The following is a 13,554-nucleotide window of genomic DNA, read 5'->3' as shown; positions in this document are numbered from 1 at the left end:
CGCATGAGCGATGTCGCGGTCGCTACCGCTCCCTCCCCCTCGCGTCGTCTTCAGAGCGCGTGGCGTTTCACACGCCGCAATCCGACGCTTGTGATCGGCGTCGCGACTCTACTCGTCATGCTCGCGATTGCGCTTTTCGCGCCGTTGCTGGCGGGCGATCCCATGGTCACGTCGCCGGCCCGTCGCCTGCAGGCGCCATCGTCTGACCTTCTCTTCGGCACCGATCACCTCGGGCGCGACGTTTATGCCAGGACGATCTATGGCTCGCGCGTGTCGCTTGCGGTCGGCCTTTCCGTCGCCATCGCGTCGGTCGGCGTCGGACTACTGCTCGGGCTTGTCGCCGGATATTTCCGCATCGCCGATACGATTCTGATGCGAGTGATGGACGGGCTGATGGCCATTCCCGCGATTCTGCTGGCCATCGCGCTGGTTTCGTTGGTGCGCGCCAGCGTGACGACAGTCGTCGTCGCCATCGCAATCCCCGAGATTCCGCGCGTGGTGCGGCTGGTGCGCTCGGTCGTGCTCTCGGTGCGTGAACGCGCCTATGTCGATGCGGCTGTCGCCGGCGGCACGCGCACGCCGAAGATTCTGATTCGGCACATCCTGCCGAACACGATCGCGCCGCTGATTGTGCAGGCGACCTACATCGCGGCTTCGGCGATTTTGGTTGAGTCCGCCTTGTCGTTCCTCGGCGCCGGCACGCCGCCTGATATTCCAAGCTGGGGCAATATGATCGCGCAATCGCGCAATTTCCTCAGCCGCGCGCCATGGACCATTCTTTATCCCGGCGCTGCGCTGGCGCTGGTAGTGCTTGCGATCAATCTCGTTGGCGATGGTTTGCGCGACCATCTCGATCCCCGGCTGGCGCGCCGGATGTGACGATGACGCAGTCTCCGCTTCTTTCCATTCGTGATCTGCGCACGCATTTCTTCAATGCGGATGGCGTGACGCGCGCCGTCGATGGCGTGTCATTTGATGTCGGCGCTGGCGAGACGCTCGCCGTGGTCGGTGAATCCGGTTGCGGCAAAAGCGTCACGGCCCTGTCGGTGCTGCGGCTTTTGCCCGACAAGGTCGGCCGGATCGTCGGCGGCGAAGTGCTTTTCGAGGGGCGCAATCTCGTCAATCTCGGCGAAGCCGAGATGCGCGCCATTCGCGGCAACAGTATCGCGATGATTTTTCAGGAGCCGATGACCTCGCTCAATCCGGTGTTCACGATCGGCGAGCAGATCGCGGAAGCGGTGCGCATCCATGAAGGTCTTGGCGCGAAGGAGGCTGAAGCGCGCGCAGTCGAGATGCTGCGCCTGGTCCGCATTCCCGATCCCGAACGACGCGTGCGCGATTATCCCCACCAGTTCTCCGGCGGCATGCGCCAGCGTGCGATGATCGCCATGGCGCTGGCCTGCGGCCCGCGTTTGCTGATTGCGGATGAGCCGACAACAGCGCTCGACGTCACCATCCAGGCGCAGATTCTCAAGCTCATTCGCGATCTTCAGTCGCGGACGGGAACGGCGGTCGTGCTCATCACCCATGACCTCGGCGTCGTCGCTGAAACCTGCGATCGGGTCGTCGTCGTCTATGCCGGCCGCAAGGTCGAGGAGGCGCTGGTCGAGGATTTGTTCGAGCGGCCGCTGCACCCCTACACCCGCGGGCTGATGGCGTCGCTGCCGCGCATGCACAAGGGCAAGAGGCGAGGACGATTGAACGAGATCGCCGGCATCGTTCCCTCTCTTCGTGAACCCATTGTCGGCTGCGCCTTCGCGCCGCGCTGCCCGATGGCGATCGACCGTTGCCGGGCCGAAGCGCCGGAACTGCGAGCGTTGGAATCAAAGCATATCGTCGCCTGTCATCGCGCGGAGCTTGTCGCGGCATGACGGCGGCGATTCTCGATGTTCAGGGATTGAAGAAGCATTTTCCCGTCGAGCGCGGATTGCTGCGTCGCGCGGTCGCCCATGTGAAGGCGGTCGATGGCGTGTCCTTCACCATCGCGCGCGGCGAGACGCTATGCCTTGTCGGCGAATCCGGATGCGGGAAATCGACGGTCGGGCGCCTAATCTTGCGGCTCATGGCGCCGACCGACGGGCGGATCATGGTCGATGGCGCTGATATCGCCTCGCTGTCGCCATCCCAATTGCGCGCGCATCGCCGGCGCGTGCAGATGGTCTTTCAGGATCCTTATGCGTCGCTCAATCCGCGTCTGACCGCTGGCGAAATCGTCGCCGAGCCGCTGGAGAATTATGAAACATTGCCGCGCGGTGAACGTGATGCGCGCATCGCAAGTCTCTTCGAACGCGTCGGCCTGCGGCCCGACGCCATGCGCAAGTTGCCATTTGAATTTTCGGGCGGCCAACGGCAGCGGCTCGGCATTGCGCGTGCGCTGTCGGTGTCGCCCGATCTGATTGTCGCCGACGAGCCCGTTTCGGCGCTTGACGTGTCCGTGCAGGCGCAGGTTCTGAACCTCCTGCTCGAGCTGCAGGACAGCCTCGGTCTCGCCTATCTCTTCATCTCGCACGATCTCGGCGTGGTCGAGCATATCGGCCATCGCGTCGCCGTGATGTATCTCGGCAAGATTGTCGAAGTCGCCGAAACCGAAGCGCTGTTTTCGACGCCGCTGCATCCTTACACGGAGGCGTTATTGGCCGCTGCTCCGATGCCTGATCCAAAGCGGCGCGGCCGCAGCTTCGTCCTCGAAGGCGACGTGCCGAGTCCGCTCAATCCGCCATCGGGCTGCGCCTTTCATACGCGCTGCCCAATCGCGAAGGAAAAATGCAAGCTCGAGACGCCGCTGTTGCGCGATGTCGGCGACGCGCGCAGCGTCGCTTGCCATTTCCGCGGCTGATCGCCGTCAGGGATGGATGCGGATAATCGCCTCGATCTCGACGGTGATCTGCTTCGGCAGCGATCCCATGCCGACCGCCGAGCGCGCATGGCGCCCGCGATCACCCAGCACCGCGACAAGCAAATCCGAACAGCCATTGATCACGAAAGGATGATCCTCGAAATCTGGCGTCGCATTGACCATGCCGAGCAGCTTGAGAAATTCCACCTTGCCGAGATCGCCGCCGGCGGCCGCTTTCGCTGAAGCGAGCAGCCCAAGCCCGGTGATCTTCGCGTGCTCATAGGCCTCTTTCGCTGTCACCGTCGCGCCGACTTTGCCGGTGATATGGCTGCCATCCGGGCGGCGAGGTCCTTCGCCCGAGAGATAAGCGAGATCGCCAACGCGCTTGAAGCGCACATAATTGGCGACGGGAACCATCGGGTCCGAAAGCGACAGACCCATCTCCGCGAGTTTTTCTTCGGGCGTCATTGCTGATCTCCAGATTGATGCGTCATTGAACAGTCCAGGCTTCGCGCCTGCAAGTTCGCAAAAGCTCGGTGTGGTTATTTCTTCTGGCGCGTAATGCGCCGAACGCGCCCGACGATCACCGCGGGCGGCAGCCGGCCGCCCAGCTTGCGCAGTTTGCCTTGCACGAATTCGAGCGCCACGCGCGCTTGCGCCGAGAGTTGCTTGCCGCGCGGCGTCAGAATGCCGACTTCGCTGTCCGTCAGCCAAGGCTCGGCCAGCGGCACATGCGCGAGCTCCTTGCGCGCGATCTCTTCGAGAAAGCCGATAGGCGTGAAAAAGCCGATGCCGAGCCCGGCAAGAATCATTTGCCGCATCAGGTCGATCGAATTCGAGATGATGCGCGCATTGAAGGTCGCGCCGGATCGCGCGAATTCCGTCGCCATGATCGCGTCGATCAGCCAGCGATCATGTAGCGTCAGGACAGGATAGTCGGCGCAATCCGTCAGCGTCAGCAATTTGCGCCGCGCCAGCGGATGATCCGGCCGCATCACCGCGCCGATCGCCGTGATGAAGCTTTCGCGCACATCGATGTCGCGATGGCGACGGTCGACGAACAGGATGCCGAAATCCGCGCGCCCGGCGCGCAGTTCCTCGGGGCCCTGATTGGGATCGACGACGATCACCGACAACGTCAGGCCAGGATGCGCAGCCGCGAGCTCGCCCACCACCTCAGGCATGAAGCGCACCGCCAGCGATTCCAGGCACACGATGCGCACATGGCCGGTCAGCCCGCCGCTGATATTGGCGATCTCGGCCTTCGCGCGATCGAAATCGGCGAAGGTCTGCCTGATATGGACGAGCAATATCTGGCCGGCGTCGGTCAGGCGCACGCCGTTGCGCACCCGCTCGAAAAGCGTCACGCCCAATTCGTCCTCCAGCCGGAGGATCTGCCGGTTCACGGCGGACGAGGCGACGTTCAGCCGCTCGGCCGCGCCCCGTATCGACCCGTCGCGCGCAACTTGTAGGAAATAGCGCAAAACCGCGGCATGCATCGGGGCATTTCCTGTGCAGTGCTCTAATTCTGGCATCGCCAAAGGCGAAAATCTATTCTTTTCGAGAGCGCGGGACGTGACAGGATATTTGAGTCGACGGGGGAGCGTTGACCGGCCGGGTCAAGAGGAGGATTCGACATGCCATTCGATCGTCGTGATGTCTTGAAGCTTGGTGCAGCAGGCACCGCTGCCGCCGCCGCCGGCCCCTTGGCGAGTGTGGGCGTCAACGCGCAGGGCAAGCCTGTGGTCAATCTCCAGCTTGGCTGGCTGTTCTCGGGCAATCAGCTTGGCGAAATCTGCGCCAAGGCGATGGGCTACTACGATGCTGAAGGCGTCGAACTGCGGATTCAGCCCGGCGGCCCCAGCATCGATGGCGTCGCGATCGTCGCCTCTGGCAAGTTCGAGATTGGCCAGGTTTCGTCGAGCCCGTCCCTGATGCTTGCGGCGTCGCAGGATCTGCCGATCAAGTGCTTTGCGGTGGGTTGCGCCGAGCACCCCTACGCTTTCTTCTCGTTGAAGAAAAACCCGATCCGCGAGCCCAAGGATCTCATCGGCAAGAAGGTCGGCATCCAGGCGACGGGCGTCATTCTGCTGCGCGCGCTGCTCGCCAAGAACAACATTCCCGAGAGCCAGGTCACGATCGTGACGTCGGGCGCAGACATGACGCCGCTCATGACGGGGCAGGTCGACTGCTTCACCGGCTGGCAGACGAACACGTCGGCGCTGAGGGTTCTGGGCGACCAGCGAGTCGACATGCGTCTCTGGGATACCGGCGTGAAGCTCTATGCGCTGCCCTACTACGCGACCAATCAGACCATCCAGACCAAGGCCGACGTGCTGGCGAAATTCGTGCGCGCGACCGCGAAAGGCTGGGAATACGCCTATAACAATCGCGAGAAGGCGGTCGATTTTCTCGTGAAGGAATTCCCCAATCTCAAGAAGGAAGACGAGCTGGAGGCGGCTGAAACCCAGCTCAAATATTCGTTCGGCGCCGCGACCAGGGCGAATGGCTGGGGCACGATGGATCGCGCAATCTGGCAGGAGCAGATCGATCTGCACGATCAGCTCAAGCAGTTCACCAAACGCACGCCGAAGGTCGACGAGGTGATGACGCTCGACATCCTCAAGATGACCGAAGCTGGCCGGCCGAAGATCGGCTGAGCGAACAAAGCGGGCCAGCGCGATGCACGCGATGTCGAACGCTGTCGAATGCCGTAATGTCACCGTGCGCTTCGTCACCGAGCGCCGCACGGTGACGGCGCTCGAAAACGTCTCCTTCTCGGTGACTCGCGGCGGATTCCTGGCGCTGCTGGGCCCCTCCGGCTGTGGCAAGTCGACCTTGCTGCGCGTCGTCGCCGATCTCGTGTCGCCCTCGGGCGGCAGCATGGCTGTGCTCGGCCAGTCGCCGGAGGAGGCGAGGCGCGATCGCGCGCTGGGTTTCGTGTTCCAGGATGCGGCGCTGCTGCCATGGCGCACGGCGATTGAGAATGTCGAATTGCCGCTCGAAGTCGGCGGCGGCGCCAAGCAGGCGCCGAAGAACGCGCCGACGCCGCGCGAACTTCTGAAACTCGTCGGACTGGAAGGATGGGAGAACTCCTATCCCCATGAATTGTCGGGCGGCATGCGTCAGCGCGTTTCGATCGCGCGCGCCCTCGTGTCCGGCCCGCGCATGCTGCTGATGGACGAGCCGTTCGGCGCACTCGATGAAATTACGCGCGACCGGCTTAACGAGGAATTACGCCGCATCTGGCAGGAGACGCGCACGACGATCCTGTTCGTGACTCATTCTGTCTATGAGTCTGTGTTCCTCGGCGAGTCCGTGCTGGTGCTCGCGGCCAATCCCGGCCGCGTCCGCGAGCAGGTCGCCATTGATCTCCCGCGCGACCGGACGCTCGCCATCCGCGAAACGCCGGAATTCGTCCAAATGGCGGCCCGTTTGCGCCGCGCTCTGGAGGCCTGAGCCGTGACCGACATTGCTGTCGCCGCTCCCGGCGTCGCCGAAGCCGAGGCTGAATTCCGCGCCCATCAATCGCGCGAGAAGCTGAGGCGGTGGCTCCTGCCGGCCGCAGGCATTCTCGCCTTTCTCGCGATCTGGGCCGCGCTCGTCTATGTGCTCAAGGTGCCGCCTTTCGTGGCGCCGTCGCCTTTCGACGTGGTTGCCCGGCTCTACACCGATTTTCCCAAGCTAATGGCGAATCTTTTGCCGACAGCGATCGAGGCGATATCGGGATTTCTGCTCGGCAACATTGTCGCCATCCTGATCGCGACGACTTTCGTTCACAAGAAGTCGCTGGAACAGGCCTTCTTCCCTGTTGTCGTGATCTTCAACACCATTCCGGTGGTGGCGAAGGCGCCGATCCTGGTGCTGCTGCTTGGCAATGGCATGGAGCCGAAGATCGCGATCGCGGCGCTCATCTGTTTCTTTCCGACTCTCGTGAACATGGTGCGCGGACTGGAGTCGGTGAATCCGCAAGCGATGGAGCTGATGCGCGTATTGTCGGCCTCGAAGACGGAAGTGTTCTTCAAGCTGCGCCTGCAGAACTCGCTGCCCTATCTTTTCTCGGCGCTGAAGATCGCGGCGTCGACCGCTGTGATCGGCGCGATCGTCGCGGAATGGATCGGATCGACCGTTGGCATTGGCGCGTTGATCATCCAGGCGATGTACGCGTTCGACTCGGCGCTGCTCTATGCGACGGTCGTCGTCGGATCGAGCTTCTCCGTTCTGTTCTTCCTGGCGATTACGCTCATTGAGCGTCTCGTCGTGCGCTGGCAGCCGCCGGCGGCGCATTGAAATTCAATTTTTAGGGCCGACAAGAGGCATGGCATGACTGATCATGACCTGATTCAGGAAACTCCCGGCTCCGCGAAGATCGTATCGCGGTCGGACGTTCTGGTGGTGGGCGGCGGCCCGGCCGGCTTTTCCGCAGCGATCGCCGCACGGCGGATGGGCGCGTCGGTGACGCTCGTCGAGCGCTATCCCTATCTCGGCGGCCTCGCGTCCGGCGGAATGGTGCTGGTGCTGGACGACATGCACAACGGTGACGAGGTGACGGTCACCGGTTCCTGCATGGAGATGATCGAGCGCATGGCGAAGCTCGATCTCTGCATGTATCCGCCGATCGCCGAGCGCGGTTCGAGCGAAGCTCTCTATCGCAAATGGGCGCGCTGGGGGGCGTTCGATTTTCGCTCGCAGATGAAGCCGCCGCCGATCGTCATGGCAGCCGCCTTCGATCCCGACGGATGGAAGCGCGTATCGAATGAGATGATCGCAGAAGCAGGCGTCAATCTCAGGCTGCATTCCTGGTTCTCGAAGGCGATCGTGCAGGACGGCCGCATCCGCGGCGTCGTTTGCGAAACGAAGGAAGGTCGCCAGGCGCTCATGGCCGAGGCGGTGATCGACGCTACCGGCGATCTCGATGTCGCATCGGCTTCGGGCGCGAAATTCTCTGACGGCAGCTACATCGTCACGACCGTTTTCCGTCTTGGCAATGTCGATACGGAAGAGGCCGAGCGATTTTCTCACGAGCATCCCGAAGAGTTCGCGAAGCTTGATCGCGCGGCGAAGCGCTTGATGGGCGGCTCCTGGGATAAATGGTGGCTGAAGACGCCGTTGCCGGGAATCGTCTGGTGCAATTGCCCGCACATGATTGGCCTCGACGGAATCAAGGTCGCAGATCAGACAAAAGCCGATTTCGAAGGCCGCAAGCGCATCTATGCGCTTGTCGAGTTCGTGCGCGCCAATATGCCGGGCTTCAAGAACTGCTACGTCGTCGATGTGGCGCCGCAACTTGGTGTTCGCCAGACGCGCCTGCTTGAAGGCGAATATGTCGTCACCAAGGACGATGTGATGGATCGCGTGCATTTCACCGACACGGTGGCGCGCGGCCGCGATTACTATACGCCCTATCGCTCGATGCTGCCGAAGGAAGTTGACGGCCTCGTTGTCGCCGGCAGGCACTATTCGGCGACGGAAGCGGCCCAGAAGATGTCACGCGAGATTCCGCCCTGCATGTCCATGGGTCATGCGGCGGGCGTCGCTGCGGCTCTGTCGGCGCAATCGGGAACAACACTGCGCCGCATCGATCCCGCGCAAATCTGCAAGCATGTCCGCGCGCAAGGCGGCGATCCCGGCGATCGTCCGTCCGCGAACGCGAAGATTCTGGAGAAAGCCGCGTGAGCCATCAATCTTCCACGCCCCTGCCGCTGCAAGGCGTCAGGGTGATCGATTTCACGCAGGTGATGATGGGGCCGGTCGCCACGCAGATGCTGGCGGACTATGGCGCTGACGTCATCAAGATTGAGAAGCCGGGTACGGGCGATCTGTCACGCACGTCGTTTCCAAACGATCCGGCCGGTCTTGTCGGCCCGGTATTCTGCTCGCTCAACCGCAACAAGCGTTCGGTGGTGCTTGATCTGCGCAAGGACGAGGACAAGAAGCTTGTTCTCAAGCTCGCGGAGACGGCCGATGTGGTTGTCAATAATTTCCGCGCCGGCGTCATGGAGCGTATGGGCTTCGGTTACGAAGCGCTGAGCAAGATCAATCCGCGCATCATCTATGCGGTCGGCACCGGTTTTGGTTTGACAGGGCCTTATTCGCACAAGGGCGGGCAAGACGTTCTCGCGCAGGCGATGAGCGGCGTCATGTATCGCCGCTCCAATGACGACGAGCCTCTGAGCGTGAACGCTACAACTTTCGCGGATTATTCCGCGGGAATGCATATGGTGCAGGGCGTTCTTCTCGCATTGCTTCAACGCGAGAAAACCGGGCGGGGGCAGCAGATTTCCGTGTCGCTACTCGACTCCATGCTGGCGGCGCAGACGCAGGAAGCCTGCGCGCATCTCATGCGTGGCCGCGAGGTGAACTGGGGCGCGATGCCGCTCTCCGGCGTGTTCGCGACGTCGGATGGCGCGCTCGTCATGGTCGGCGCCTTCAAGGCCGATCCGCTCGGCGACATCAGCAAAGCGCTTGAGATCGATCATCTCGGGAAGCAGGATCGCTTCAAGGATTTCGCATCCTGGGTCGCGAACAAGAAGGCGCTGCAGACGATCTTCAAGGAGCGCTTCAAGACGAACACGACAGCCTATTGGCTAGCGCGGCTCGAGGAGCAGGACCTTCTTTGCGCTCCGGTGCGTTCGCTTGCGGAAGCGCTTGCCGACGAGCAGGCCGTGATCAATGGCATGATCATGGAGGCTGATGGCGAAACCGAGCGCGTGCGCGTGGTGGGGTCGCCGATCCATATGACTGATGCGCCGGTCTCGATCCGCATTCCGCCGGCCGCGCTCGGCCGGCATACGGATGCGGTGCGCGCTGAAGTCACGGCGGTGAAGCGCGAGGCTGCGGAATAATGCCGATCACCTGCGTCATCGCCGATCACGTCGCGCGGGTGACGATCGATCGGCCTGAGGTGCTGAACGCGATCGACGCCGCGAGCGAGAAAGAATTGCAGGCGATCTGGGCGCGCATTGAGAGCGATCGCGATGTGCGCGCGGTGGTGCTGACTGGCGCAGGCGATCGCGCATTTTCGACGGGCGCCGACATGAAGGGCGGCAGCGGCGCATCGGGCCTCGAATATTGGGCGATGCCGCGGCCCGGCGGCTTCGGCGGCATCGCGCTACGAGAGACATTGGATGTTCCCGTGATCGCGCGCGTCAACGGCCACGCGATCGGCGGCGGCTTCGAGATGGTTCTCGGCTGCGATATCGTCATCGCTGCGGAAGAAGCGACGTTCGGCTTGCCCGAGGCGCGTGTCGGCCGCATGCCGCTCGATGGCGGAATGACCTTGCTGCAGCGGCAAATCCCGTTCCGTTATGCGATGGGCATGCTGCTCACTGGCAAGCGCATATCCGCGCGCGAGGCCCTGTCCTACGGTCTCGTGAACGAAGTTGCGCCGCGCGCGGAACTCGACGCCGTCGTCGACCGCTGGCTTGCGGATATTCTCGCCTGCGCGCCGCTTTCGGTGCGGGCGATCAAGCAGGTTGCGCGGCGCACGGCGCATCTCACAGCCGCCGAAGCGCAGGCGGCGCGTCTGCCGGCGCTGGTCGAGGCGCTCGGCTCCGAAGACTCGAGCGAGGGCGTGCGCGCCTTCGTCGAAAAGCGGAAGCCTGTCTGGAAGGGGCGCTAAAATGCCCTTCGTGATCACGGACGCCTGCATCGATGTGAAAGACAAGGCTTGCCTGAAGGTGTGCCCTGTGGATTGCATCTACGAAGGCGGTCGCACGCTCTATATTCATCCTGACGAGTGCATCGATTGCGGGCTATGCGAAACCGTGTGCCCTGTCGCGGCGATCCATGCGGATGATCGGCTGCCAGACGACAAACTCGAATGGTTGGAGATCAATCGCGATTTCTTCGGCCCGGATGTGACGGGCTGGGGATCGCCTGGCGGCGCATCGCCGCGCTTTACCACCAATTGCGATCATCCCGTCGTCGCGCAGTTGCACAAAACCTGTTGACGCCTCGCGGCCGCACGTTTTGGAACGCCGCAGATGTGTCGGCGTGACGTTCAACCTGATGGCAGCAACCGTGCGTCGGCAAGGCGCCAGCCGATGCGCACCGTGTCTCCCACGCTGACAGAGATATCGGCCGCGCCGTGCAACCTGAGGCGCTGGCCAAGGGCATCGACGGCGATCTGCGTCGACTGGCCGCGATAAGCGACGGCGGCGATGCGCGCGGCGCTCGAAACTTCGGCGGCTTCGTCACGCGGCAGCAGGCGCAGATCCTCCTGTCGGATCATCAGCACGCCCTCGTCCATGTGCTGCTGCGGCGCGGGAACGGAGATCGTCTCACCCTCCGCCGTCTGCGCGCGCCAGCCGCCTGCTTCCTGCCTGATGCTGTGGACCGGCGCGAGGTTGGCCCCGCCGAGAAAGTCAGCGACGAAGGAATTAGCCGGGTTCGCATAGACAGCTCGCGGCGGGCCGGCCTGCTCGATGCTTCCGTCTCGCATGACGACGATTTCATCAGCGAGAGTTAGGCCTTCCGTCTGATCATGCGTCACGAGAATGGTCGTGATCGGCACCTGCCGCCTGAGTTCGATCAATTCTATCTGCATGTCGTCGCGCAGGCGCGCGTCGAGATTGGAAAGTGGCTCATCGAGAAGAAGCACGCTCGGCTCGTCGATGAGCGCGCGCGCAAAAGCCACGCGCTGCTGCTGGCCGCCGGACATCTGTCTGGGATAGCGATCGCGCACATCAGGCAATCGCACAAGATCGAGCGCACGCTTGATCCGTCTTTCACGCTCCGCCGCGTCGTAGCCGCGCCGCATCCTCATGGGAAAGGCCAGATTTTGCGCGACCGTCATATGCGGAAACAGCGCGTAGGACTGGAACATCAGCCCGATATTGCGCTTTTCAGGCGGCATCGCGGTCACATCCTCGCCGCCAATGGCGATCGTTCCGCCGTCTGCAAGTTCGAGGCCGGAGATCGCGCGAAGCAACGTCGTCTTCCCGCATCCCGAAGGGCCCATAAGGGCGATGAAGCTGCCATCGGCCACGGAAAGATCGACGCTCTTCAGCGCATGAACCCTGCCGAAATGCTTCGACACGTTCCGGATGACGACATCAGCCATGGCGCTATCCGATCGCGCGCCGGCCGGCGAGAAGGCGCTCGCTCGCAAGCACGATGAACGCCGCCATTATGATGAGGAGCGTCGACGCTGCTGCGACGCCGGGGTCCGGGCTGAATTCCAGGCTCGAATAGATTCGCAGCGGCAATGTGTCGATTGCTGGCGTGCGCAGAAAGAGGATGAGCACCGCGTCGTCGAACGACACGAGAAAGGCCAGCAGCGCGCCGGCGAGAATTCCGGACGAGCATTGCGGGAGTGTCACCAAGAGATATCTCTGCCACCATCGCGCGCCCATGACGCGCGCCGCCTCATCCGTCGAGCGGTCGACGCCTTCGAGGACTGCTCCGACGGCGCGGACGACGAAAGGAATAGCGAGCGCGACGTGCCCAGCGACGATCACGCCGACTGAGGAGCCGCCGAGCGCGCGCGACGCCATGATGAGAAGACCAATCGCGACCACGATCGTCGGAAAGAAAAGTGGCGACAGGAACAGCACCTGCGTGGCCGCTCGCCCTCGAAAGTCGAATCGCGTCAATGCGATCGCAGCGGCGGTTCCAAGCGGCGCAGAGATCGCTGTCGCAATGATTGCGATCCAGGCGCTTGTCGCGAGAGCCTCCTGGTAGCGGCGGTCGCTCAGCACTTCAGCATACCATCTAAACGAGCGGCCTTGCGGCGGAAAAACGAGATAGCCTCCCGCAGACAGCGAAGCGGCCATCACGACAACAAGCGGCGCGAGCAGGAAAATGATGATGAGGCAGACGAACGCAACGGCAGCTGCTCGCAAAGAAATGGGGAGGCCGAGATTCATCGAGCTTCTTTTCGCGTGCTCAAGGCGTAGGGCAGGAGGATCACGACGACAACGACAAAGAGCGCCGTCGCCTGCGCCGCGGCGAGCGGCCAGTCATTGTAGGAAATGGCGGAGTGATACACTCCCGAGGCCAGCACAGGCAGCTTCAACCCACCGATCACCACGGGGGTGATGAAGGAACTGATCGTGACAGCGAAAACGAGAACCGATCCGGCGAGGATGCCGGGAAGAGAAAGCGGGATGACGACGTTTGTCAGCGTCGCGCGCGATCCCGCGCCCATGGTGCGTGCGGCTTCGATCAGCCTCTTGTCGATCTGAGCGAGCACGCCGACCAGCACAAGAACCATGTAGGGGAGAAGCACCTGCGTCATCGCCAGCACGACGCCGGTCTCGGTGTAAGCGAGTTGGAAATTGTTCGCGACCAACCCTTGATCGCGCAGAAAGCGCGCAATCGGGCCGCCGCGTCCGAGGATCACCAGCCAGCCAAATGTTCTGACGACCACGCTCGTCATGAGCGGCAGGATGAGTGCGAGGAGCAGCAGCGTCTTCAACCGCTGGGACGCGCTTTCGATGATCAGCGCGAGGGGATAGCCGAGCAGGAGACTGAGCGCGGTGACGATCAGCCCGAGCCGTAATGTGCGCAGCCCGACGAAGAGATGATAGTCATCCTCGAACAGGCGTTTCCAGGGCGTGAGATCGATGGCGCTCCAGGAGAAGGAGCCGTCGCGAAAGAAGGCGTAGGCGATCACTTGCGCGACAGGCAGAAGGAACGCGGCCGTTAGCGCAATGACGCCCGGCGTCAGCAGCAGCGGGGGCTCGAGCTTTCGATGCGCAGGCGTCGTCACGATA

General features: G+C 62.8%; 15 protein-coding genes. 10 read left to right on the top strand and 5 right to left on the bottom strand.

All coding sequences use genetic code 11. The features are described 5' to 3' along the window. The first annotated feature begins 3 nt into the window (after positions 1–3). The 3 genes from L8F45_RS16705 to L8F45_RS16695 are packed head-to-tail and all read left to right on the top strand — an operon-like array spanning position 4 to position 2,836. Positions 4–879 (top strand): ABC transporter permease, encoded by an 876-nt coding sequence (locus L8F45_RS16705; protein ID WP_342359002.1) that lies wholly within the window; start codon positions 4–6, stop codon positions 877–879. Between the two features lie 2 nt (positions 880–881). Further along, on the top strand, positions 882–1,871 hold the full coding sequence (locus L8F45_RS16700) for an ABC transporter ATP-binding protein (protein WP_342359001.1): 990 nt from the start codon (positions 882–884) through the stop codon (positions 1,869–1,871). Continuing rightward, positions 1,868–2,836: an ABC transporter ATP-binding protein gene (locus L8F45_RS16695; protein ID WP_342359000.1), complete on the top strand. Its 969-nt coding sequence runs from the start codon at positions 1,868–1,870 to the stop codon at positions 2,834–2,836. Before L8F45_RS16700 ends, L8F45_RS16695 begins: the two co-directional genes overlap by 4 nt. Positions 2,837–2,842: 6 nt before the next feature. Here L8F45_RS16695 and L8F45_RS16690 read toward each other — a convergent pair whose 3' ends face one another. Both L8F45_RS16690 and L8F45_RS16685 read right to left on the bottom strand, forming a co-directional pair. Beyond that, positions 2,843–3,304 carry a RidA family protein gene (locus L8F45_RS16690; protein ID WP_342358999.1) on the bottom strand — a complete coding sequence of 154 codons (462 nt, stop codon included), beginning with the start codon at positions 3,302–3,304 and terminating at the stop codon, positions 2,843–2,845. 74 nt (positions 3,305–3,378) lie between these two features. Continuing rightward, a complete protein-coding gene (locus tag L8F45_RS16685) occupies positions 3,379–4,335 on the bottom strand; it encodes a LysR family transcriptional regulator (RefSeq protein ID WP_342358998.1) in 957 nt (318 codons plus the stop codon). 138 nt (positions 4,336–4,473) lie between these two features. Between L8F45_RS16685 and L8F45_RS16680 the strand changes: the two genes are divergently transcribed. The 7 genes from L8F45_RS16680 to fdxA all read left to right on the top strand — a co-directional run bounded on the left by L8F45_RS16680 (position 4,474) and on the right by fdxA (position 10,788). Continuing rightward, a complete protein-coding gene (locus L8F45_RS16680) occupies positions 4,474–5,496 on the top strand; it encodes an ABC transporter substrate-binding protein (RefSeq protein WP_342358997.1) in 1,023 nt (340 codons plus the stop codon). Positions 5,497–5,527: 31 nt separating this feature from the next. Continuing rightward, complete coding sequence (locus L8F45_RS16675) at positions 5,528–6,295, top strand: ABC transporter ATP-binding protein (RefSeq protein WP_342358996.1); 768 nt, start codon at positions 5,528–5,530, stop codon at positions 6,293–6,295. A 3-nt stretch (positions 6,296–6,298) separates the two neighbouring features. After that, entirely contained in the window at positions 6,299–7,126 is an 828-nt protein-coding gene (locus tag L8F45_RS16670; RefSeq protein WP_342358995.1) for an ABC transporter permease, read from the top strand. Positions 7,127–7,159: 33 nt separating this feature from the next. After that, a complete protein-coding gene (locus tag L8F45_RS16665; protein WP_342358994.1) occupies positions 7,160–8,512 on the top strand; it encodes an FAD-dependent oxidoreductase in 1,353 nt (450 codons plus the stop codon). Between the two features lie 62 nt (positions 8,513–8,574). Then, positions 8,575–9,681: a CaiB/BaiF CoA transferase family protein gene (locus L8F45_RS16660; protein WP_342363473.1), complete on the top strand. Its 1,107-nt coding sequence runs from the start codon at positions 8,575–8,577 to the stop codon at positions 9,679–9,681. Continuing rightward, positions 9,681–10,457 carry an enoyl-CoA hydratase-related protein gene (locus L8F45_RS16655; protein ID WP_342358993.1) on the top strand — a complete coding sequence of 259 codons (777 nt, stop codon included), beginning with the start codon at positions 9,681–9,683 and terminating at the stop codon, positions 10,455–10,457. The genes L8F45_RS16660 and L8F45_RS16655 overlap by 1 nt, the downstream gene beginning before the upstream one ends. A 1-nt stretch (position 10,458) precedes the next feature. Continuing rightward, complete coding sequence (gene fdxA / locus L8F45_RS16650) at positions 10,459–10,788, top strand: ferredoxin (RefSeq protein ID WP_342358992.1); 330 nt, start codon at positions 10,459–10,461, stop codon at positions 10,786–10,788. 50 nt (positions 10,789–10,838) lie between these two features. Here fdxA and L8F45_RS16645 read toward each other — a convergent pair whose 3' ends face one another. From L8F45_RS16645 to L8F45_RS16635, 3 genes are read right to left on the bottom strand one after another with little or no spacing between them, the layout of a single operon-like run. Continuing rightward, positions 10,839–11,900 carry an ABC transporter ATP-binding protein gene (locus L8F45_RS16645; RefSeq protein ID WP_342358991.1) on the bottom strand — a complete coding sequence of 354 codons (1,062 nt, stop codon included), beginning with the start codon at positions 11,898–11,900 and terminating at the stop codon, positions 10,839–10,841. A gap of 4 nt (positions 11,901–11,904) precedes the next feature. Then, the gene (locus L8F45_RS16640; protein WP_342358990.1) at positions 11,905–12,705 is read right to left on the bottom strand and encodes an ABC transporter permease; all 801 of its coding nucleotides are present in this window, start codon (positions 12,703–12,705) and stop codon (positions 11,905–11,907) included. Continuing rightward, positions 12,702–13,550, bottom strand: coding sequence for an ABC transporter permease (locus tag L8F45_RS16635; protein ID WP_342358989.1), 849 nt, complete (start codon positions 13,548–13,550; stop codon positions 12,702–12,704). Before L8F45_RS16635 ends, L8F45_RS16640 begins: the two co-directional genes overlap by 4 nt. Between the last annotated feature and the right edge of the window lie 4 nt (positions 13,551–13,554).

It is taken from the genome of Terrirubrum flagellatum (assembly GCF_022059845.1).
GTDB lineage: Bacteria > Pseudomonadota > Alphaproteobacteria > Rhizobiales > Beijerinckiaceae > Terrirubrum > Terrirubrum flagellatum.
This window is presented reverse-complemented; position numbering and strand designations above follow the sequence as displayed.